The 19,535-nt window shown below is 59.7% G+C and carries 21 protein-coding genes; 10 read left to right on the forward strand and 11 right to left on the reverse strand.

From position 1 onward, the window contains the following. The first annotated feature begins 1,766 nt into the window (after positions 1 to 1,766). Positions 1,767 to 2,318, forward strand: coding sequence for a hypothetical protein (locus AC3WJR_RS18280; protein WP_492726824.1), 552 nt, complete (start codon positions 1,767 to 1,769; stop codon positions 2,316 to 2,318). Between the two features lie 467 nt (positions 2,319 to 2,785). Then, a complete protein-coding gene (locus AC3WJR_RS18285) occupies positions 2,786 to 3,151 on the forward strand; it encodes a hypothetical protein (protein ID WP_492726825.1) in 366 nt (121 codons plus the stop codon). A gap of 141 nt (positions 3,152 to 3,292) precedes the next feature. On the opposite strand, the gene AC3WJR_RS18290 is transcribed toward AC3WJR_RS18285, so the two are convergent. Next, positions 3,293 to 4,318, reverse strand: a complete 1,026-nt coding sequence (locus AC3WJR_RS18290; protein WP_492726827.1) for a serine hydrolase domain-containing protein — start codon at positions 4,316 to 4,318, stop codon at positions 3,293 to 3,295. 246 nt (positions 4,319 to 4,564) lie between these two features. Here AC3WJR_RS18290 and AC3WJR_RS18295 point away from each other — a divergent pair, with 246 nt between their 5' ends. The 5 genes from AC3WJR_RS18295 (at position 4,565) to AC3WJR_RS18315 (ending at position 9,489) form a co-directional block, all read left to right on the forward strand. Next, a complete protein-coding gene (locus AC3WJR_RS18295; RefSeq protein WP_492726829.1) occupies positions 4,565 to 5,401 on the forward strand; it encodes a DUF5694 domain-containing protein in 837 nt (278 codons plus the stop codon). After that, complete coding sequence (locus AC3WJR_RS18300; protein WP_492726831.1) at positions 5,398 to 6,843, forward strand: hypothetical protein; 1,446 nt, start codon at positions 5,398 to 5,400, stop codon at positions 6,841 to 6,843. The genes AC3WJR_RS18295 and AC3WJR_RS18300 overlap by 4 nt, the downstream gene beginning before the upstream one ends. A 73-nt stretch (positions 6,844 to 6,916) precedes the next feature. Next, positions 6,917 to 7,786: a pepsin/retropepsin-like aspartic protease family protein gene (locus AC3WJR_RS18305; protein ID WP_492726832.1), complete on the forward strand. Its 870-nt coding sequence runs from the start codon at positions 6,917 to 6,919 to the stop codon at positions 7,784 to 7,786. 16 nt (positions 7,787 to 7,802) lie between these two features. Further along, on the forward strand, positions 7,803 to 8,627 hold the full coding sequence (locus AC3WJR_RS18310; RefSeq protein ID WP_492726975.1) for a retropepsin-like aspartic protease: 825 nt from the start codon (positions 7,803 to 7,805) through the stop codon (positions 8,625 to 8,627). A gap of 52 nt (positions 8,628 to 8,679) precedes the next feature. Continuing rightward, positions 8,680 to 9,489 (forward strand): AraC family ligand binding domain-containing protein, encoded by an 810-nt coding sequence (locus tag AC3WJR_RS18315; protein WP_492726833.1) that lies wholly within the window; start codon positions 8,680 to 8,682, stop codon positions 9,487 to 9,489. Here AC3WJR_RS18315 and AC3WJR_RS18320 read toward each other — a convergent pair. Continuing rightward, positions 9,474 to 9,686: a hypothetical protein gene (locus tag AC3WJR_RS18320; RefSeq protein WP_492726834.1), complete on the reverse strand. Its 213-nt coding sequence runs from the start codon at positions 9,684 to 9,686 to the stop codon at positions 9,474 to 9,476. The genes AC3WJR_RS18315 and AC3WJR_RS18320 overlap by 16 nt on opposite strands. 3 nt (positions 9,687 to 9,689) lie before the next feature. Between AC3WJR_RS18320 and AC3WJR_RS18325 the strand changes: the two genes are divergently transcribed. Continuing rightward, positions 9,690 to 9,782, forward strand: a complete 93-nt coding sequence (locus AC3WJR_RS18325) for a hypothetical protein (RefSeq protein ID WP_492726835.1) — start codon at positions 9,690 to 9,692, stop codon at positions 9,780 to 9,782. 5 nt (positions 9,783 to 9,787) lie between these two features. After that, positions 9,788 to 10,816: a S41 family peptidase gene (locus AC3WJR_RS18330; RefSeq protein ID WP_492726836.1), complete on the forward strand. Its 1,029-nt coding sequence runs from the start codon at positions 9,788 to 9,790 to the stop codon at positions 10,814 to 10,816. Between the two features lie 132 nt (positions 10,817 to 10,948). Here the strand turns inward: AC3WJR_RS18330 and AC3WJR_RS18335 are convergent, their stop codons facing one another. The 5 genes from AC3WJR_RS18335 to AC3WJR_RS18355 all read right to left on the reverse strand — a co-directional run bounded on the left by AC3WJR_RS18335 (position 10,949) and on the right by AC3WJR_RS18355 (position 15,225). Next, entirely contained in the window at positions 10,949 to 12,079 is a 1,131-nt protein-coding gene (locus tag AC3WJR_RS18335) for a serine hydrolase domain-containing protein (protein ID WP_492726838.1), read from the reverse strand. 507 nt (positions 12,080 to 12,586) lie between these two features. Beyond that, positions 12,587 to 13,015: a DUF5615 family PIN-like protein gene (locus AC3WJR_RS18340; protein ID WP_492726839.1), complete on the reverse strand. Its 429-nt coding sequence runs from the start codon at positions 13,013 to 13,015 to the stop codon at positions 12,587 to 12,589. Beyond that, complete coding sequence (locus AC3WJR_RS18345) at positions 13,012 to 13,650, reverse strand: DUF433 domain-containing protein (RefSeq protein ID WP_492726840.1); 639 nt, start codon at positions 13,648 to 13,650, stop codon at positions 13,012 to 13,014. Before AC3WJR_RS18345 ends, AC3WJR_RS18340 begins: the two co-directional genes overlap by 4 nt. Positions 13,651 to 13,885: 235 nt before the next feature. Beyond that, positions 13,886 to 14,248: a Mov34/MPN/PAD-1 family protein gene (locus tag AC3WJR_RS18350; protein WP_492726977.1), complete on the reverse strand. Its 363-nt coding sequence runs from the start codon at positions 14,246 to 14,248 to the stop codon at positions 13,886 to 13,888. After that, positions 14,137 to 15,225, reverse strand: coding sequence for a patatin-like phospholipase family protein (locus AC3WJR_RS18355; RefSeq protein ID WP_492726841.1), 1,089 nt, complete (start codon positions 15,223 to 15,225; stop codon positions 14,137 to 14,139). Before AC3WJR_RS18355 ends, AC3WJR_RS18350 begins: the two co-directional genes overlap by 112 nt. A gap of 111 nt (positions 15,226 to 15,336) precedes the next feature. Between AC3WJR_RS18355 and AC3WJR_RS18360 the strand changes: the two genes are divergently transcribed. Further along, complete coding sequence (locus tag AC3WJR_RS18360) at positions 15,337 to 15,945, forward strand: hypothetical protein (RefSeq protein WP_492726843.1); 609 nt, start codon at positions 15,337 to 15,339, stop codon at positions 15,943 to 15,945. 320 nt (positions 15,946 to 16,265) lie between these two features. Here AC3WJR_RS18360 and AC3WJR_RS18365 read toward each other — a convergent pair whose 3' ends face one another. Genes AC3WJR_RS18365 through AC3WJR_RS18380 form a run of 4 tightly spaced genes read right to left on the reverse strand, consistent with a single transcriptional unit; the run spans position 16,266 to position 19,520 of the window. Further along, on the reverse strand, positions 16,266 to 16,616 hold the full coding sequence (locus AC3WJR_RS18365) for a protealysin inhibitor emfourin (RefSeq protein WP_492726844.1): 351 nt from the start codon (positions 16,614 to 16,616) through the stop codon (positions 16,266 to 16,268). After that, positions 16,616 to 17,695, reverse strand: coding sequence for a M4 family metallopeptidase (locus tag AC3WJR_RS18370; protein ID WP_492726846.1), 1,080 nt, complete (start codon positions 17,693 to 17,695; stop codon positions 16,616 to 16,618). The genes AC3WJR_RS18365 and AC3WJR_RS18370 overlap by 1 nt, the downstream gene beginning before the upstream one ends. 26 nt (positions 17,696 to 17,721) lie before the next feature. Then, the gene (locus tag AC3WJR_RS18375) at positions 17,722 to 18,489 is read right to left on the reverse strand and encodes a hypothetical protein (protein ID WP_492726848.1); all 768 of its coding nucleotides are present in this window, start codon (positions 18,487 to 18,489) and stop codon (positions 17,722 to 17,724) included. 11 nt (positions 18,490 to 18,500) lie between these two features. After that, the gene (locus tag AC3WJR_RS18380) at positions 18,501 to 19,520 is read right to left on the reverse strand and encodes a hypothetical protein (protein ID WP_492726849.1); all 1,020 of its coding nucleotides are present in this window, start codon (positions 19,518 to 19,520) and stop codon (positions 18,501 to 18,503) included. Between the last annotated feature and the right edge of the window lie 15 nt (positions 19,521 to 19,535).

Raw genomic sequence — 19,535 nt, forward strand, 5'->3', positions numbered from 1 at the left:
TATGCAATTCTACCTCACCACATGCGAACGCAGTTGCGGTGTAACCGGTGCCTTATGTGGAGGTAAGTAGACCGCGGGCTGCTTTTAGGGGAGGGGAAGGGCCATCCGCACCGATCCGGTTTGTGACAAGAATGTCATAAAAAAGCATTCTATTAGAGCGAGTTAGTTCTTTAACTCCGACATATTGGCTCTATGTAAGGTTGTCGTCCCTCCAAGGCGGCTACTCCAGAAACTCTTGCCCGCGATGATTCATCATCGCGGGCATTTTTTATCGTGCGTTCGACCGGAACCGAACGTTGCGAAGGCGGAGCAAGGTGTGCCTTGCTCGTTCATTTCGCCCAATGAGCGATGACACTCGTGGGAAGAGATACATCCGCGCCGCCGGTTGTCATCGAAACGCGGGTGAACTTGTCATCAACCGGCAGGCTGGGACAAAGTAGCCAGTTTACCCGAACTGTGATCCGCGGAGGTTGATGGCGTCATACTGATCAAGCAACGCGCTTACTTCAGCTACAATCACTTCTTGTTCCGCGCGCACCCGCGCTGACGCTTCCACGGTTGCTACGCCATTCCTGCCATCATGGACTGTGAAGCCGTTGTCGAGAAGCCAGATAGTATCTGCCGCTCGCGACCTCTGACGGCGCAGATGCACAGCCCATTGCTCTATCAGTCCCGCGGGAACCTGTCGTTCAATCTCACCCATGGCACGTGCCTAGCACGTTGATGATTAACGCTCAGCTTAGTTCTTGTGCCACTGCGTTTTTTCGCCGCTTTCGATATCCCTATTTGTGCTCGCTTAGCAATGTAGCTTGCTGCGCGTTTTGCGGCGCGAGTATGTGTATTTCACCCTCCTTCGCGTATCCGGGCATGGGCGATCTCCAGATGTACCGCGATGGGCTGCCGATGGGCTGCCGATGGCGGCAAGATTATAGGACCGCGTTGACATGCCCACAACTATAACCGTCGATACCCTTGTGCGTAGAGCTACCGGAGGGCCAGTGATGCTAGTTTTGACAGTTGCCGAGCCTACTGGCGATGTAGCGTCATTGGCGATCTGTGCATGGCCCCACACCCAGCGGATCGTGCACGCCGCTATCTCGGTCGATCTGCTGGTAACGGTTCGATAAGGGTAGGTGGTTTTGATGCTGCTTCCAGGGCTGGGGGTTCTAGACTGTCCCAGAAAGACACGATTCGTTCGCAACAACAACAGTTGGTTAATTTTGTGTGATTACGCGTCCGGAGACAGTGCTACTGTCATAGCAATAGCGCAGCCATAGCGCGGGGTTTTCATTCGGAACCTAATGATCCGCCCGCAGCCATTGACCGAGGCGGGTGGATCACATTTCGTTTTTTTCGTTAGATGAAGAATCGTAGTACCGCTTGGTAACCCGTCGTGGCAGCGTAGTTCCTTTGAATTTGTTCCAACGTGTCGGACCGATCACAAGAGTTCGTCCTAGATTGTGGGCACGCACCACGGGGTCAGCTTGGGTAGCATGGCATCCAGCGCGGATCGTCCAGCAGCGCATGCGGGTCGTTGAGCAATTCGAACAATCCCGTGTCGGGCGCCTGCCGGTAGGCGAGTAACAAGCGCTCAAGGTAAGATTTGCTGTCTAGTGGCGATCCTTATCCGACGTCTCTCCTAACCAAGTCGTTCGGAAAATCACCAGTGTCACTTTACCGTTCGGGTAAAGTGACACTGGTGATTTTTGTTGAGCCCGATGATTTAGGGGGATTCACAGCGGAATCGACTGTGCTAGATTCCTGCTATGTTCCACCAAGCCGATCTCTTTGACCATATAGAGCAAGCCCCGCTCGCTATGCCGCCTCCAGCCGTAGCGCTGCCAGATCTTGTCGAGCGTGTTTCGCAGGTATCGAGGCGTCCCCGATATGCGCTGCTGATCCTCAATCTGATTGCGAAGGGCGCAGGGGAGGATGGCAGTCTCGGACCTTATGTCCGAAGCGAAGCCGACCATGTTCCGGTGCGCGACTGGCTCTGCCGAGCACTGGCGCCGCTGGCCAACCGGGACTGTCGCCGCACGGCCATGATTTCAGCGGTCCGGTCGGAACTCATGGCAAAGGCTGGCACCTTGAAAAACGCGGCAGATCTGGCTCAGCAGGAGGACGAGGAAATCCAAGCGCGCATTCTGCGATCCGGTCGGACAAACGTTAGCCGAGCGGTATCTGATCTTGTGCGCGCTGGATTGCTGCATCGCCATTACCAGGGGTACCGCGTCGATCATCCCAATAGGGGTGCACAGCGCGAGGCCGTGTATACTATAGCACCAGATGTGCGTTTGGCGTTGGCGGGCAACTTATAGGCGTTATTAGACTAGCGGTGGATAGGATTGATCGACGCAATAGCGGCTCACGAAAGTCCCGCGTACCAGCCTAACCAATTTATAGAGTTTAACATAACCATTATTATCGGCCTTGCGTTTGTGTGTTTAGCCGCAGCTGGCTTGTGCTCGATCATCTGTGAGCGTTGCTGAGGCCAGCGGACGACCGAAATCCAGTCCACACTTTGCGACAGCTAATCCAGACCAATCGCCGACGGTCGGGCCGGGCAGATGCGGCAGGATGAACCCACCCCAGAACAGCAGCACGCGGGAAACGGCAGTGCTAAAACAGAACAAGGGCAATCCGCTGAGTGCCACTGCAAAAAGGTTCGCCGGGCTGGCACAACCAAGCGAGCCGTCAGCGACCAATCCCCCAACACCGCGCTTTTGCTATGGCCACCGCCCCTTTGAGACATTAGAAAATATGCAAGATCAATGGGGGACTGATAATGAATTATACCTTCCCGTTTCTGTTTGCTGGCGCCGTACTTGCAATGTCAGCACCTGTCGCCGCTGCGCAGGGTAATTACTCTGCTGCACTGAGGACGATCTTAACTAGAACGGCTACCGGTACCTGCCCCGCGGACATGATGCAGCCAAAACTTCTCAAGGCGTGCAAACAGCAGATATCTAAAATGGGTCCTCCGCTGACAAAAAAGGGACCGATCAAGAAACTGACTCTCCTGAAAGCGGATCTGGCCGGCGGCCGCGAGGAGACTTACATGGTGACGTTTGAGAAAGGCACGCCGCAGACTTGGCTTATTGGTGGACTTAAGGACGGAAGGTTTTCAGGGCTTTACTCAGACGACGAATAGCGGGAACCCCGGAAATTCAGATCTACAAGAATAAGCAGAACGGCGGCTTCACGGCTAAAAAGACCCACAAGCCGCCATTCAACGGTACTAAGACGGTTCCCATTTTCGGACGCTCATTCATTGGCCCGCCCTTTGATCTGGCTAGGTGCTTGGTGATCTGAGAGAGATGCGTTCGAGGATCTGCGATGTAATTGCGACCCCACGTTCGCCGCCGCAGTTGGTAAGCGCCCTGTACCCATGACCGGACTTGCGGTCGATAATTGCACTCGCAAACCATAGGGTGTTCGACCCATCGTGCGTTAGTCTGCTGGCCGGAGAGTCGGATGGTCCGTCAAGGCTCCAACCCCCGGCATAGCCCAAATCCGGCCGGGCTGGGGTAAGCAAGTGCTTTAGCGTCGTTGCACAAAGAAAAGGTGGCCCGCCGCCCAAATAACTGGCCAGGAATTGCGCGTAACCCGAGGCGCTGATGTGTACGCCGCCGGATGGCCATAGTACCGCCGGATTGTCAGCCTCACCAAGAGCCGGGTCAATGGGTTTCAATATGCCACCATTAGCTTCCCGCCCCCACGGCCCCGTTCGAGGAGGTGCCCCAAACCCCGCTTCGGCAATACGCAAAGCTCCAAAAACTTCACCCCGTAGTGCCTCCTCCCACGTAACGTTGACCGCCTCTTCAATAGCTGCGCCCACCATCACGTAGTTCAGATTGCCGTAGCGATAGACACCCCGCCTTTCCGGCGGAGCACTGCTAAGAACGCGCTCAACCAGATCGCGCCGTTGTTCATTGGCCGATTTTGGATCGGCCCGCCTCGCGTCCAACCACCGAGGGTCAACGAAGGTATCGGTTAGGCCTGCTGAATGACTTAATAGTTCCTCGACACGTATGTCGACCCAAGCCGGATGCGATGCGATTGCCGGGAAGAGACTAGGTACGCTTGCGCCCCATCGGCACCGCCCGCGATCGACCAAGCGGGCGTATAGGGCGGCTGTCAGCGCCTTGGTATTGGAACCGATGCGCCAACGGAACGACGGATCGAGAATTGCGCCATCTTCGCCATGCGAAATAATTCCCGATACGCCCGCCTTCGAACATGTGAGGCCCACCGCTCCATTGGGTATGAGGTCCGCTCCACGCACAGCGCCTGATAAAGCGGCCCCTGCTGCACCCATGAGGAAGCTACGTCTTCTCAACTGCCCTTACCCCATCATAATCTGACTTAACGGATTGTTAGGGCATGAGATCAACAGGGGATATGAGTAACTCGGCCTGCTCGCAAACGTACCGATTCCCGGACTGGCGTCGCTGCCAGCAGTCGGACCAACCTCATCTACAGTGGCGTCAAACGCAGCAAATCCAGATAGACAGCTGCCATTCGACGTGTATTGTTTGAGCACCACACCAAGGAGGCCTGCTGCATGCTGCTACCCATACTCGCTGCGGCAGTAACGCCTGCTGTTACCGCTGCACCACAGCAACCCGTCCAAGTGATGGTGCTGGGTAGCTATCATTTCGGCAACCCTGGTCGTGACAAGGTGAATGCCCATGTCGATGATGTCACCACACCGCAGCGTCAGCGCGAACTGGAAGCACTGGCTGATGCCATTGCAGAGTTCAAACCGACACGGGTGACGGTCGAGGCGCAACGCCCGGGCCCGACCTACGATGTGACGGACTTCGCAACGTTTTCCCCAAGCGTGCTCAAGACCGACCGGGACGAGACAACTCAGATCGGCTACCGCATTGCTGTTCGCGCCGGCCTTCGGTCCGTTCAAGGCATCGATGAGCAACCCGGCAAGGGCGAACCGGACTATTTCCCAATCGGCCGGGTCGAAGCTTACGCAAAAGCCCATGGGCAGCAAGCCTATCTCGACGCCGCCTTTGCGACGGTCCAGGCGTCTGCCAGGAAGTTTGAGGCTGAGCAGGCAACCACCAGCATACCGCGGATGCTGATCCGCTATAATGACCCCTCCACGCCCATGGGTGGACAGGATTTATACTACTCCCTGCTCCGCCTTGGCGACGGTAAGGAGCAACCTGGCGCAGATCTGAATGCCATGTGGTATCTGCGCAATGCTAAGATTTTCGCCAAGCTCATCAACGTGGCAAAACCAGGCGATCGCATCCTCGTCGTGTATGGGTCTGGTCACGGGTATTGGCTGCGCCACTTCGCCTCGACGACGCCGGGCTACAGTTCGATTGATGTCAGGCCCTATCTCGAGAAGGCAGCGAGCAAACTGGCGGCGCCGAGATGAACCTGTCGCTCCTTGCCATACCAACGGCGGTTCTGCTGATCGGTCCGACCAACGTGCCCCGCGACTGGGCAACGACCTTGCGGACGGACGCTCAGGCCTATCACGACCAGATCGCCGACAATCACCCTGGTCCCTACAACAAACTCGACCCCGGCTTTGCGCGTCGCAATGATGCCGCTCTGGCTTCAGCCTTGCGCCGCGCTGCGACCGTTCGAGACTACCCGGGATATCTGTGGGCGATGCGAGGTTACGTGGCGAGCTTCAACGATGGACATGTCGCGCTCGACCTTGACCAGCCAGCCGCCCTGCCGATCCACTGGCCCGGCTTCCTGACCGGCTTTGACGGCACCGGACGTCAGGTCGTGATGACCCGAGCAGATGACGCTCCCTTACCGTTCGGTGCAGAGCTTCTAAGCTGCGATCGCATTGATGCCGAACACCTGACTGCCCGCAACGTCGGTGCTTTCCGAGGCAGGTGGGAACTGGTCAGCCAGCGAGCGACCAATGGTGGTCGATTGTTCCTTGACGCCGCCAACCCTTACATCAAGCGTCCAGTCCGCTGCCGTTTCAAGGTCGATGGCAAGCCTAAGAATGTGACGCTCAGTTGGCGCGATCTGCCTGAGGCAGACTTCGACACAAGGTTTGCCGCTACTGCACCTCGGGCGCATCCGGAGTTCGCGGCTCGAACCCTTGCTGACGGCACGCGCTGGTTCTCGCTCCCCGGCTTCAACGGTGACCCCGATAGCGCTGATGCCAAGTCCCTCGCGCCTATCATCAAAACGATGAGGGAGGACGCCAGCGCGGTCGCGGCAGCGCCGCGCATCGTGCTCGACCTTCGAGGCAATGGCGGTGGATCGTCCGACTGGTCGTATCAGATTGCGGCTATCCTCTGGGGCCAGGCTGCAGTGAATGCGCTTCCATCAGGATCGGAAGGGGTCGACTGGCGCGCTTCGGCCGGAAACATTGCAACGCTCGAAGGCTATCGTACCGCCTGGCAGAACTCCGCCGATGTGTCGCAGGCGGCGAAAGATTGGGCCGCTCGTACAGCGAAGGGCATGATATCTGCCCGCGCGCTTGGGAAGGCGCTCTGGCGTGAAGTGGATGCCGACGAAGCAAAGCCAGCGGCAACTGGCACTGCTCCCGTGCTGAAGGCGCGGGTATTCGTGCTGACGGACTGGGGATGCGGCTCGGCATGCCTGGATGCGGTCGATCTATGGACCGCGTTAGGTGGCATTCATGTCGGGCAGGAGACGAGCGCTGACTCGCTCTATATGGACGTACGGCAAGTTGATCTGCCCAGCGGTTTTGCCCGGGCCGTCATTCCGATGAAAGTGTATCGCGGCAGGAAACGCGGCTCGAACGTCCCGGCCAGGCCGGTACATGCTTACACCGGCGACATGCGCAGTACCGATCAGCTTGAGCGCTGGATCGCCGGCCTTTAGCCTGAACAGTAAAAATCAGCGTCTATTCGATCGCTAAGATGGGCGAGTATCGTACCGCGAAAAGGGCATTCATTTGAAAAAGCTATTATCGGCCGCGTTGGTCATTAGTGTGGCGTCTGGAGCCTATGCTGCCCCAACGAGTCCGGTGCGGCTGCCGTTAGAAAGCTACCGCAAAGGCGTAGCGGCACGAGTGAAGGTGGCCGGACGGGAGCGGCTTTTTCAACTCGACACTGCAGGCGGACTGACGGTGATCTCACCAGCGCTGGCAAAAGAGATGGACTGCCAACCTTGGGGATCAATCACCGGGTTTCATATGACCGGCACGAAGATCACCGCCCCACGTTGCGACAATATTGCAATCCACTGGAAGAACCAGACCCTACAGAGCCCTGTTGCAATCGTCATGGACGTGGGGTCTCCCGACACACCGATCGATGGTCTGCTTGCCTTCGACGCATTCGCCGGACGCACTGTAACCATCGATTTTGCAGGTCGCGAGCTCACGTTGGAAACACGTGAAAGCGCGGCTGGGCGCAAGGCGAACGCGGTAGAGCTTCCTGCTCATTTGGCTCGTGAGATTGGCGGCCTGGCGCTGTCTGTGTTCATTGACGTCCCCACCGAACGTGGAGTGGCGCGCCTTGAGCTGGACAGCGGCAATGGCGGCACGATCCTGGTTGCACCAAAACTTCTTCCTCTACTTGGCTTGAAGAAGGTTACCGGCGAGGGGCCGCAACAAGGCCGCTTTCAGATCGCCCCCAGTGTCGAAGCGTCCGGGATGATCTTCAGCCCCGACATCGTGATCGATGGAAACCTTGGCATGCCGTTTCTCAAAGATTGGGTGGTCACCATGGATCTCGCTCAAGGACGGGTTTGGTTCAAACGCAGTGCCGTTGCAGCACCCGCCGGCATGGGGACCCCGCCGCCAGTGAAGCCTGCGGGGTAAGGGGATGCTAGTGAAAATGTTGATGATGGGCGCGTTGCTCGCCGCACTTCCCGCCGGCCCATCGCAAGACCGCGGCCCACAAACGATAAGCCTCGAGCTTTTTCAAGGTAAGCAGTTCACTGTTCAGGCATCGGTTGGCGGCCGCGAGCGGACCTTCTTGTTTGACACCGGCGAGGGGGTGACAATGATTACGCCAGCCCTGGCCCGCGATCTTGGCTGCGAACCTTGGGGCAACGCCACGGCGTTTCGTATGACAGGAGAGCGACTGGACCTACCACGCTGCGATGACGTTGCTTTTAAAATGGGCAACCACGCCTACACAGCACCGACAGCGATCGTCTACGATCTCGGCAAGCTCGATGCCGACACTGCCAAGCTGGACGGCTCGATCGGACTAGACCTCTTCGCTGGCCGTATCATCACTATTCGCTTCGCTAGTCGCCAGATCGTGATCGAAACACCGGACTCCCTCGCGGCGCGTATGAAGTCCGGTCTCGAAGTGCCGGTTCGGCTGGTGCGGGGAGCAGAAGGTGCCGCCCTCGACGTCAACATCGGGGTGAACACCCCCCGGGGTCGTGCCTGGATGGAACTGGACTCTGCCAACGCAGGGCCAACCATTTTCGTGTCGCCGCAGATCGCGCCGCTCCTGGGCTTACGCACGGACATTCGGACGGCTCAGCCGGTTAGCGCGACGATCACGCGCGACGTAGTATTTACCGGGCAAGCACGCGTATTTCCGAATATGATCATGGACGGCAATATCGGCATGCAACTGATGGGCAGGCGCGACCTGACGCTCGATTTGGGATCCGGCCGCGCGTGGATCGGTAAGGCGCAATGACATACTTGCTTGGACTGATCGGCGTTCGGCTCTGGGTAGGCGACGCGTTAACATGAGTGAGCCAGTGAGAAATGATGCCCACTTCTCCCGCCCCTCCTACCTACCAGGCGTCGAACTCGTATCCGTCGAGTATAGCGAGCGAGCCTTTCCCGAGCACAGCCATGCGGAATGGGTAGTCGGCGCGGTCATGGCAGGCTGTGAGGCCCTCGCTGTTGGCGGCAGAACCTACAACGTCGAGGCAGGTCAGGTACTGCGTCTCCATCCCGACCAGCCGCATGCCAACCGAACGACGGGAGGTGAGACCTTACGCTATCGCGTCGCGTACATCCCCGACGAAGCGATACGTCCCTACATCGCCGAGCGCCTGAACGCGCCGCGGTTTGACTCTCCTGTATTGGCTGGCGATCAGTCTCACTCCATCGTTGCTGATGCGCACGCCTTCTTGTGTCGCGACGACGCGGGGCGTTTGGAACAGGAAAGCGCGCTCGCAGGGCTGGTTGGGGTCCTGTTCGCCGACCAGGTAAAACAATCGTCGGATGACACCCGCGTATCCAGCGATGCCGTTGCGCGCGCTCGAAGCTACATCGACGCCCACTTCGCCGACGGCTTTGGGCTGGGCACGCTCTCGACCGTATCAAGGATCAGCGTCTTCCATCTTGCGCGAAGTTTCCGCAAGGGAGTGGGGATCACCCCCCTTGCGTACCGCAATCAGTGCCGCATCGTCGCAGCGCGACGCCTGCTGTTGGCAGGTCAGCCAATCGCGGAGGTTGCGCTTGATGTCGGCTATGCCGACCAAAGCCATCTCACACGGCAGTTCCAACGTATCGTCGGTGTATCACCGGCACGCTACGCAAACAGGTAAGCTCGCACCGCTTGCCCGACAGCAATATCGTTCAAGGCGGCGAGATTTCCTTCGGCTAACCGCATGGAAGACCACCAGCGAAAGCCGATCACATGCACCACCCCATGACCCGTCGCTCGCTGCTTCACGCTGGTATCGCCCTGGGTACGGTTGTGGCATTCCCACCGGGTATAGCCCAGGCGGGCGAGCCGGCTCATGACGTGACCTATGTCGAGGACTTCGACGAACTCTGGCGGACACTGGACGAGCGCTACTGCTATTTCGGGGAGAAGCGCACCGATTGGAGGCAGTAAGGCAAATGTATCGCCCGCTCGCCGCTGCCGCCCAATCGTCTGAAGCGTTCGCCGGCATTGTTGGCCGGGTGATCGGCGAACTGTACGACGCGCACACCCACTTGAATGATCCGGCGCCGGATGCGGCGCGCGGGCCATATTTCGATCTGTGGGTCGAACCCAACCGCGATGGTACGGCGTTTGTCACAAGCGTTCGCGATGGGTCCCCCGCAGCGGATGCGGGCATTACGCCTGGCCAGAGCGTGCTTGCGATCGACGGCCGACCGATTGGGCAGATCGCTTCGGACATAATGCCGCGTTGTCTTAGCCGTCCAGATCCAGCGGCAACGGCGTTTGCGCTTAACGTGGCGGTATCGGGGCGGCGCAGCATGCCAAGGACGTTAACGGTGCGGTCGACGCCAGGTTCGGAACACGTCGTTCCCGTCCGCGTGAAGCAACCTGTTACGCTCCCCAATGTCGAGAGCCGGATGTTAGGTCATGACATCGGTTGCATCGTCGTTCGCAGCTTTGCTGACGATGCGGTTGTGACGGCCTTCGACGCGGCGCTGGCAAGCTTCCGGCATGCACCCGGACTCATCATAGATGTTCGTCAGAATGGTGGCGGCGACACCGCGGTAGCCCGCCCGATCATGGGGCGATTTATCACCGAGACGATGCCCTATGCCCGCATGCGCAGGCGAGACGGCAACCGACTGAGTGCTGCCTGGACAGAGACCGTCGAGCCGCGGGGCTCCTTTACCTACACCGGTAAGGTCGCTGTCCTCACAACGCGGTGGAGCGCCAGCATGGCGGAGGGCTTTCCCATGGGCATGCGTGGTCTCGGGCGTGCGACTATCGTAGGAACGCCAATGATGCGGGTAGGTGCCGCAGTCTTTCCGTTACGGCTCGACCGCACTGGTCTGGCGCTGCAATACTCAGCAGAGCCAGTTTACGACGTCCAGGATAACCCCAGATGGGAACTGGAACCAGATGTACCTGTCCTCATGGGCGGCGACATTTTGGAGGCTGCGATACGCTATCTGCGATCAGCGTGACCCATCCCCGGCCATTGAGAGCGTCTCAGTCATACTCCAGAAGCCGACTAAGATGCGCGTGGTGACAGGGTTGCGACTTTAAGGCGGCTGCCCTCTCCATATCGCAAGCAGAGCCGGATGGGCCGGCAGAGGTCACTTCAGCCAGGCGAACGCATCGAACTCGCGTCCGAAGACAGTGCGGGCAGCACGCTCGTATACCTTACGCCCAGCATCGCCATTGGTAAGGACCACGATCGCCAGGCCCGACACGAGGTCCACAACGAATAGGTTCGCGACGCCGTCGTTGGTGCCCCAGTGCCATGCAAAACGCCGCCCACCGTCACTCTCCATTCCCCAGCCTAGCCCCCAGTCGAGTGTTCCCTTCACTCGTGTGGTCTTCGTTGAGAGCCCTGGATAGCGCTGTGCGAAAGTCAGGAACCGCGCGTAGTCGCTGGCGGTGGTCCACAATCCGGCCGCCATGTTGGGCATCATGAATATTGGCATTGCCGGTTTGCCAAGTGCGACGGCCGCTTTCTCCCGTTCGCCTAACGTCCACCGGTCGACTGGTTTCGGCGGGCCAGCATCGCGACGTATCGCATAGCCCGCCGGTCCTTTGTCGATGAGTACACCTCCACCTCCGTCGTGCGCCCACGCGACTGCTGGCTCGGTGCTCCTTGCCCATCCATAGGTGCTTCGGCTCATCCCCGCCCGTCGCAGGACCCGCGTTTCCACCACCTGCGCGGCGGTCTGGCCTGTAACTGCCTCGACCAACCGGCCAAGCAGGACGAAGCCCTCGCCAGAGTAGCGGAATCGCGTGCCGGGAGGGAACGCGGCTGTTAACGGCTCGCCCGCTTCGTCGCGCCAGTTAGGCAGGCCACTAGAGTGGGAGAGCAGGTGGCGAGGCGTGATCGATCGCGTCGCAGGATCATCCGTGAACGCGACATGCTCCGCCACCGGCCGGTCGAGGTCGATCAGGCCTTCCCGCACCATGTCATGGACCGCGACCGCAAGAACCACCTTCGACAGCGATGCTGCTTCGAACAGTGTTTCGGGTGTCGCGGGCACTGCATTAGCCTTTGCGTAGCCGACCGCACCAGACGAGATGGCGCCGGAGCGGTCCAGCATTGCCCAGCTCGCGCCCGGTACGGACGCCAAATCCATCCAGGTCGACAAGTTGGCGAGAATGCCGGGCGTCGTCGCGGTTGTTGCACCTGCCGCCACGGCTATGGCGAGCGTCCCAAAGCAAGGGGCAGCGAGCATCGTCCGCCTGGACACCAAATCCATTATCAACTCCCGTCAGCGACCTACTTGCTGGCATACAGGTTCGGCGCGACTAGGCTAGCTGAGACCACCGCCGCGGAAAACCGTCGACCGATCCGGGTCAGCGAGACTCAGTTGTGGTCATTCGCGCTGTCTTTTTCACTTTCCAACTTCAGACGTTCATTCATAGGCGGAACGGGAGTTGTGTAGCCAGCATCAGCGGAGGCCAGGCGGTCGTTAGCTGTCCCAAAAACGATCGAGAAATGGGAATCCAGCTGTTCCGGTGACGCGACACTGCCCATCTGCTATATCGGCACATGGAGCAGGCGCTTAATATGACCAGGCGTAGAACCGACAACTCCTCCACCACCCGCGCCCTCGCCGAAGGCGACAAGCGTTCCGAAGGTTAAGGGCATCGCCAGGCGGCCTGTCGGCGACTCTCACGCTAATAGGTGTCTGGGACGCGGTAAGGATGCGATTGCGCCCACCCTTCACGGCTGATGCGTGTACAGGCGAGCGGGTCGGTTGACGCTAAAGAGTCGGTAGGTCGTACACCGTGATCTCAATCCGCCCGTCCTCTTCATCGGAGAGAGGGGTTATTTCCAGGCACTTGTTGATAAGATCTCTCTCAAGCCGATCGATTTCGTCAAGCGCAACCTCGAACAGTTCGAGCTGCATTTCGAGGTCCATGCCCCTGGGACCGTTGAGGCAGATAAGGCCTGGATGCAGCTCGACATCCATGTAGAGCCCCTTCTCGCCTGGATGATCCGCTGCCCCGCGGAAATCGACCGAGTTCTTCGTCACCAGCGTGTAGTTGCCCGCGACCACGATCGGCACCAGGTTCCAGTCCTGAGTGCCGGCAAGGCCGCGAAAGGCAACGCTCGTGGTTTCCTCATGGCCTCGCGCAACCGCTCGGTGCACGAGCTCGTTACTGAGGCATTCGTCGATGAAAAGCTTCACGCGCCCTGTCGGCGTCGTTCGACGGTTCGCTTCGATAGGACCTTGGCGCCTTCAAGGGCTCGACGTTCCGTCGGGCGGCCCTGGAGGGGGTTGGCCTTGGCATAAAGCGCCGCCAGTTCGATCTGCTCGGTGCTCAGCGAGGGATAGGCGCTCGCGATGCGAGTTGGAGACAAGCCAGCCGCAACCGAGGCAGCGACGTCATACACCGGGACACGGGTTCCCGCGATCACAGGAGTGCCACCAAGAACGCTAGGATCAGTCTTCACGGCCTCGCGAGCGGCCATATATCTACCCCACCGGTCGTGGGTCTCGCTCCAGAACGTATCAAGGTCGAGTGCCAAGAAATCGTGGTACACCTTGCAATGACGGCGAAGCGAGTGCCAACGCAATGCGCCCTCCCCAGCCTGTGCCACCCGGCTATCGATATCCTGAATCGCGAACCGCCGTTCGTCGGCCGTCAACCTGCCGGCGCTACGATGGTAGAATGCGATATAGAGGCAAGCTTCCGCCGATACGGCCTTGCCCTTACCGCGGCGCACGACACGCTCAGGCAAGGCGCGATCGATAGCGTGATTGACTATCGTCAACTCGACGCCAGACACGACAGCCGCCTCCGTCGGCTTGAGCAGCTCCATATTTTCCGCCACGGGTAGCACCTCAGAATATCTTCCCACCAATGGGAATATATATGCGCAGTTCCTGATAAGCAAGGATGCCATTCAACACGCCATCCCAAAGGCTGATACGGCCTGGTATACGCCGGCAATGCGGAAATGAACGACAAACAAAAAACGAGCGCGCGCCAACCAAGCGACAGCGAACTAAGATATCTATTCTGTAATTTTTGAATACAGTCCGCTGACAATCGCTTTAGCCTCTGGTTGATCGGTCACGGCGCAAGGGGCATTGGGCATAGCCGCCACGTACCTCGTGAAAAGAAAGCCACAGGCCGTCGGGTGCCGGCAAGCGCCCAACTATGGCCATTAAGAATCCTGGTAGTGAATGCTCAGAGGACTGAACGGTCTCAGTCATGTTACGGATGTCCGTCTGAGATGGCGATGGAACGTCTTGAGGGTGGGTATGCCAATCGCCGACGTAATGTAGACCTTCTCGAAAAAGTGCTAAAATCTCAGCCTTCTCTGCCTTCCGATCGGGACGGAAAGAAAATCGTGATCGAAAGTCAGAAGCGCGAGGGCCAGTCGCCTTCGCGACGATCCAGCGATTATTCTTGATGGAAGCAAAAAGCTGGCCGCCGGCCGCACGAACATACTTGCCATATTATCGAAGGCAAATTCTTGCGCTGCGATGCTGAGGGAGGCTGCTTTGGCTCCGAACTGCCAGTCGATATAACCGCGATCGAGGTCGTCCTTTGCAATGCGCTCCCCATCAGGCTTAGGATAACTGCCGAGGGCGTAAATCTCGATTGGGCGTGTCCGGTCCATCTTTATGGCGTCGAGCAAACCAACGAGTACGGGATTGTTGGCCCATAAGCCGCCGTCTGCGAAAACCCGGTAACCACCCAATTCGCCGCCCGCATCGACCGCAGCCAGGGAGCGAAAGATGGGCGCGGCGCTGGTTGCCATGCAGGCGTCGACCAGCTTCGTATCATCGTCGCGCGTCCCGCCCCAGTGGCCGGTTTTAAAGACCCATGATCGTTGCTGACTCATCTCGACCGCCGGTATTGCCAAGGCGATGCCGCGCGATGTTTCAACCTCTTTGAATGTCTTGGCGCCTAACACCGCGGTCAGTGCCGCTTTCAAAGCTTCCGCACCGCGTCGATTGATCGATCCACGACGCGGCATCTGTTTTAGCACCCTCACCGTCGACGACGGCACTCGCTCCGGAAAAATCTTTGGTCCATTTTCGCGGTATAGTTTCACCACCTTCGAGAGTGGCTCGCCAGCCGCAAGTGCACAGCCCACGATAGCGCCAGTGCTGGTACCAACGATTAAGTCGAAGCCCTTTCCAACGTCTAACGCTTTGCAACCCCTCTTCTTTGCGAAGAGCGACGACAGTTCATGCAGGAACGCCGCGGAATAGATTCCCCGCATGCCCCCTCCGTCTATAGTCAGGACGCGAAGCGGGTTTGAAATATCCATCTGGATGAGCATATCGAATATGCTGGGCCACTCAAGATATATGACGGCATCGTCATTGGCATAAAGCAACCATTTTGGGTAAAATGCTGGGTTGGCGCTGACGTGGCTCAACGACCACGTCATTGCACAGCTACGCTGGTGCAAGGGCCGTCCAACCCATCAAGTCACGGCCAAGGGCGATCCGGTATTTTAATAAATGGAGGTAGACCCCATGTTCGCGGCATGGCCTTCCTAGAGATCAGCGAGCGCGACCGCCTTGATATGACCAAGCTTCACGCTTCGATCAGTGACCTGAGCAAGGCGGTGACTTGGGCACAGCACGTCATGAAGAAGAAGTGGTACAGGGGGCCGTGGAGCCGTGGGCAGACCTACAGCCATCAGTCGGCCTACATCACGTCAATCGTGATGGCCTATGGGCGCGTGTTCGCTTCTGGAAGGAACGGCCGCAGGTTTCCCGAAAAACTGATACAGTATGACGACGGCGAATGGGCTCTGCATCACCGGCTACTCGAAATGCGCAATGCAGTTTACGCTCATTCTTCGCTCGACAGATTCACCGTGAAGCCGTGGAAGGTGGATGATTTCGAAACCACCGTCATCGGCGAGCCGATCAACAAGATCGAGGAGACGGACTTGGAGCGGCTTATCGTGATGGCTGAACGTCTGCGATCAGCGGCATACAAGCGCTACGCCGAGATCGTCGGGCCGTACCGCCAGTCGTCACGCGCATCCGACTCGAAAGCGTCGGCACTCGATCGAGCCATGGAAGCGATCGTACAACTTGAGGTGGGTGAGGCGATCGCAATACCGATCACGACCGATCCCGCTTAAGGCGACTAACTTAGGAAGATAGTCGAGAAGCAGATGCTGCCGTACGCGGTCGTTTTAGATCCCTACCCCGCCGGCTGAACAAATGTCTGCTTCTTGCGACCGGTAACCGGAAGCGGACGGCCCGCTTTCCACCATTCCAGACGCGAAGCTGGGGTGACTGAGCATCCTGCTAGCACAGCGGGTCTAAAAGGATGGAACCGTTGGTTGGCCGCATTAACGGGGCCAGCACCCCGTCCGTGGATAGTCCCACGCTGCTGCCGCTGTTACCAGAACGGTGCCATTTATAACTGACGGGCAGCAACAGTGGCTCTGCCGTGCAACTACAGTACGGGGGTATGTTGTTTGGTAAGGCGGCGAACCACTGAGACGAGCTTAGCCATTGCCGGATCTTGGATCGGCTCGGCAAGCCGTAGCTCTCGGCTACGGCCGTCGATCGTCAAGCCCACTGTGTAGGTTCGACCATCCGGTCTCGCAGTGTCGTTCGATGCCGCGCAACCAAAAAAGTTTGTCTGATCTGCGAGGCTGGTGATTTCTTGACGCTCGGGAGTGGCGAGATCGTCAAACGAGACCGTCTGCTGCTTCGCCAACCCAGGGAAATGGGCAAGACCGCCCTCGATCCGCACGCGGGCCTCGCCCGTCATCGTCTCGTCGCATGCCTTGCCCGCCTGCATCAGATCACTCCAACTGCGCTCCAGGCCTCGGTAACTGCGGTCACCTCGGCACTGCCTGAGCCGTGCAAACGCATCGCGACGTCGATGGTGACGCGGGCGAAGCCGGCGAAGTCCGTGTTGGCCCTCGTATTGGGGTCCAGCAGCGCGTTGTACCAGATTTGGCCGGCGCGGTCCCATGCATTTCCACCAAGCGCAATCGCCGCAAGATAGAACGCTCGGTTCGGGATGCCGGAGTTGATATGGACGCCGCCATTGTCCTGATTGGTGCGAACGAAATCGTCCATGTGTCCCGGCTGCGGATCCTTGCCGAGCACGGGATCGTCATAGGCGGTTCCGGGCGCCTTCATCGAGCGCAAAGCAACGCCCTTAACCTTGGCGGTCAGAAGCTCCGCGCCGATCAGCCAGTCGGCCTGGTCAGCGGTTTGCCCTAATAGGTGCTGCTTTACGAGGCTGCCGAACACGTCTGAGATGCTCTCGTTGAGCGCTCCCGACTGGTTGAAGTAGGCCAGGCCAGCCTCCTTCTCGGTCACGCCGTGGGTGAGCTCGTGACCGATCACGTCGAGCGAGATGGTGAAGCGGTTGAACAGCTCACCATCGCCGTCGCCGAACACCATCTGGGTGCCGTCCCAGAAGGCGTTGTCATAGTCCTGGTCGTAGTGGACCGTGGCATCGAGCGGCATGCCGGCATCGTCGATCGAGTTGCGCTGATAGGCTTCCCAGAACAGCGCGAACGTCGCGCCAAGCCCGTCATAGGCCTCATCGACGGCAATATCGCCGGTGGGGGCGTCGCCCTCGCGCCGCACCACGGTCGCACCCGGTGCCTCGGGCTCACCGCCCGCGTCGCGGATCGTCCGGAGCGGGCTCGGGGTCAGGATGTTGCCCGCCGCGGCGCGACGCCGTGCGACCGCGCCAGTGACAGGTCCAGCGGTGCTGGCGCGGACGAGCCGCATAGTCGGATCAACGAGCAGGCTGCGGATCGCCATTGAACGCAGTTCGGGCGAGCCGTTTTCAGCAATCTGCGACAGGATGTAGGGCGGCAGGATGCAGTGAAGCGAATGACGGTGGGTGGAACTGCACATGGTCGTATCTCCTAGGTGAGTTTGGGTCAGCGGCGGGCGCGGCGTAGGACAAAGGGGACGAGTGCGACCCACATGATGGTGATGAAGGCGAGGACCTGGCCGGTCTGCTCGGGTCCACCCGGTAGGTAGCCAAACCCGCCGAGTGAGGCCGCGTAGAGCTCGAACGAGATTACCGAGACCCCGATCGCCACCACATCGGCATCTCCCCCTCTTTCCTCCTGCGTTCCGAACCAGCGGAGCACGATGATGAAAAGGGTTATGACGGCGATCAGTATCAGGCGGATGGCGACGTCGCCGGCTGCGATGCCTATCGCCAGGGGGTAGAGTGTCACCGCCTCGACCGGGAACAGCTTTATGAGGCTGGCATAGTAGGGTTCGGACGCCGACACTGGCGCTGGGCGACGCCCTCCCCTCACCGACGCCGCGGATCCACTGCGCAGTCGCAGCGTGCCGCGCAGGGCAGGCCTTGCCGATGTGCTGCCCTGTCCGTCCAACGCCGCGATCGCTCGCTGCACGGCTTCTGCATAGCGCGTCACCGTCGCCTCGCTGGGGGCGAGCGCGGTGCCGATCGCCTTGGCCTGTTCGCAGCGGTCGAGAACCGTACCAAACACCGGCCGATCACCGTCGTCGCCGCTATGCTGAGCCGCAAACCGGTCGCTGGCACTGCCAAGAGCCGTGCGAAGCCCGAAAATGGTGTCGAAGAAGCGCGGTAGGAAGCGCGGATCGCCGGTGAACGCCTGCAGCTGGTCGATTAGGGAGTCGGCTGCTTCCATGGCCTGAGTGAAGGTCGTCATCGAAATCCTCCTCAGGCGGAGCTTGCGAGCGAGGCGATCAGGCCAAGCGCGCGAGTGATGCGGTCGATATTGAGGCGGGCTGCGGCGCTGCGCTGCGCCGGTGTCAGCCGGCCTGCGAGCGCGTCGCGCAGGCTTGCCTGTGCCTTGGCGGCGAGGTCGATGGCGTCGGCAACCTGTGCAGCGCGGGCCGGTCCGTCCTTCGCGGCCTCACGAGCGGCGAACACACGCCCGGCGAGCTGCTCGCGCTGATCGGCTGACAGGCTTGTCCGGTTGCGAATGTACGTCCGGAATAGGGCATTGCCATAAAGGTCGTCAGCGTTGCGCGCCGCTCCCCTGCCCCAGGTCGTGACTTGCGCCGAAAGCAACGCAAGCGCGCGGTCGACAACGGCCCCGTGCTCGACAACGAGAGCACGCACGTCGCGCGTCTGCCGCGCTTCGCGGGCGAGCTCGCCGGCAAAGGCGATCAGCGCGACAAGGCTCTTGCCCTGCTCACTGGCAATCGCCGCGTTGACGTTGGGCAAGTCCGTGCCGGCGACGAAGTTGCTGAAGCGGGCAAGGCGGTCTGCCTGGTCAGCGAAGGCGGTTATCTCGGCCGAGACGTCCGTCTTGGGCGCGTTGAGGATTGCCGCCAGTGCATCGGTATAATCGCTGATCGCAACGATAAGCGCGATGCGCGGTTCTAGCACGGCGCGCGGACTGCTTCCGATGTCAATCTCGAACGCTGTGTAGCCCGGCGATGGGACTTCGCCGGACAGGCACAGCGGCGCTGCCGGGGCCGATGGCGTGATAGGCACTTGAATTCGCAGCGGTGTTGCTGGCAGGCAACTCGGATCGCTCGCGACTAGTGCCGCTGCAGCCTCGCGGCGACGTTGCTCGATCGCATCGAAGTAGCTGGCGGTTGCCGTCACGGCCTCGCGACTTTGGGTTTGCACTGCCCCTGCTGCCTCCAGCCTGAATGCGTCGGTGGCGCATCCAGTGAGAACCAGTGGAACCAACATCAATGGTAGAATGGCATTGGCGCAGCGGCGCATGGCGGTCTCCTTCAG

Source organism: Sphingomonas sp. FW306-05-A (assembly GCF_058782275.1).

Excerpts from the sequence above, each read along its gene's own strand:
- AC3WJR_RS18280 (WP_492726824.1), top strand. The coding sequence starts at position 1,767 with ATGTTCCACCAAGCCGATCTCTTTGACCATATAGAGCAAGCCCCGCTC.
- AC3WJR_RS18285 (WP_492726825.1), top strand. The coding sequence starts at position 2,786 with ATGAATTATACCTTCCCGTTTCTGTTTGCTGGCGCCGTACTTGCAATG.
- AC3WJR_RS18290 (WP_492726827.1), bottom strand. The coding sequence starts at position 4,318 with ATGGGTGCAGCAGGGGCCGCTTTATCAGGCGCTGTGCGTGGAGCGGAC.
- AC3WJR_RS18295 (WP_492726829.1), top strand. The coding sequence starts at position 4,565 with ATGCTGCTACCCATACTCGCTGCGGCAGTAACGCCTGCTGTTACCGCT.
- AC3WJR_RS18300 (WP_492726831.1), top strand. The coding sequence starts at position 5,398 with ATGAACCTGTCGCTCCTTGCCATACCAACGGCGGTTCTGCTGATCGGT.
- AC3WJR_RS18310 (WP_492726975.1), top strand. The coding sequence starts at position 7,803 with ATGTTGATGATGGGCGCGTTGCTCGCCGCACTTCCCGCCGGCCCATCG.
- AC3WJR_RS18315 (WP_492726833.1), top strand. The coding sequence starts at position 8,680 with ATGAGTGAGCCAGTGAGAAATGATGCCCACTTCTCCCGCCCCTCCTAC.
- AC3WJR_RS18320 (WP_492726834.1), bottom strand. The coding sequence starts at position 9,686 with ATGAGCCGGCTCGCCCGCCTGGGCTATACCCGGTGGGAATGCCACAAC.
- AC3WJR_RS18330 (WP_492726836.1), top strand. The coding sequence starts at position 9,788 with ATGTATCGCCCGCTCGCCGCTGCCGCCCAATCGTCTGAAGCGTTCGCC.
- AC3WJR_RS18335 (WP_492726838.1), bottom strand. The coding sequence starts at position 12,079 with ATGGATTTGGTGTCCAGGCGGACGATGCTCGCTGCCCCTTGCTTTGGG.
- AC3WJR_RS18345 (WP_492726840.1), bottom strand. The coding sequence starts at position 13,650 with ATGGAGCTGCTCAAGCCGACGGAGGCGGCTGTCGTGTCTGGCGTCGAG.
- AC3WJR_RS18360 (WP_492726843.1), top strand. The coding sequence starts at position 15,337 with ATGGCCTTCCTAGAGATCAGCGAGCGCGACCGCCTTGATATGACCAAG.
- AC3WJR_RS18365 (WP_492726844.1), bottom strand. The coding sequence starts at position 16,616 with ATGCAGGCGGGCAAGGCATGCGACGAGACGATGACGGGCGAGGCCCGC.
- AC3WJR_RS18370 (WP_492726846.1), bottom strand. The coding sequence starts at position 17,695 with ATGTGCAGTTCCACCCACCGTCATTCGCTTCACTGCATCCTGCCGCCC.
- AC3WJR_RS18375 (WP_492726848.1), bottom strand. The coding sequence starts at position 18,489 with ATGACGACCTTCACTCAGGCCATGGAAGCAGCCGACTCCCTAATCGAC.
- AC3WJR_RS18380 (WP_492726849.1), bottom strand. The coding sequence starts at position 19,520 with ATGCGCCGCTGCGCCAATGCCATTCTACCATTGATGTTGGTTCCACTG.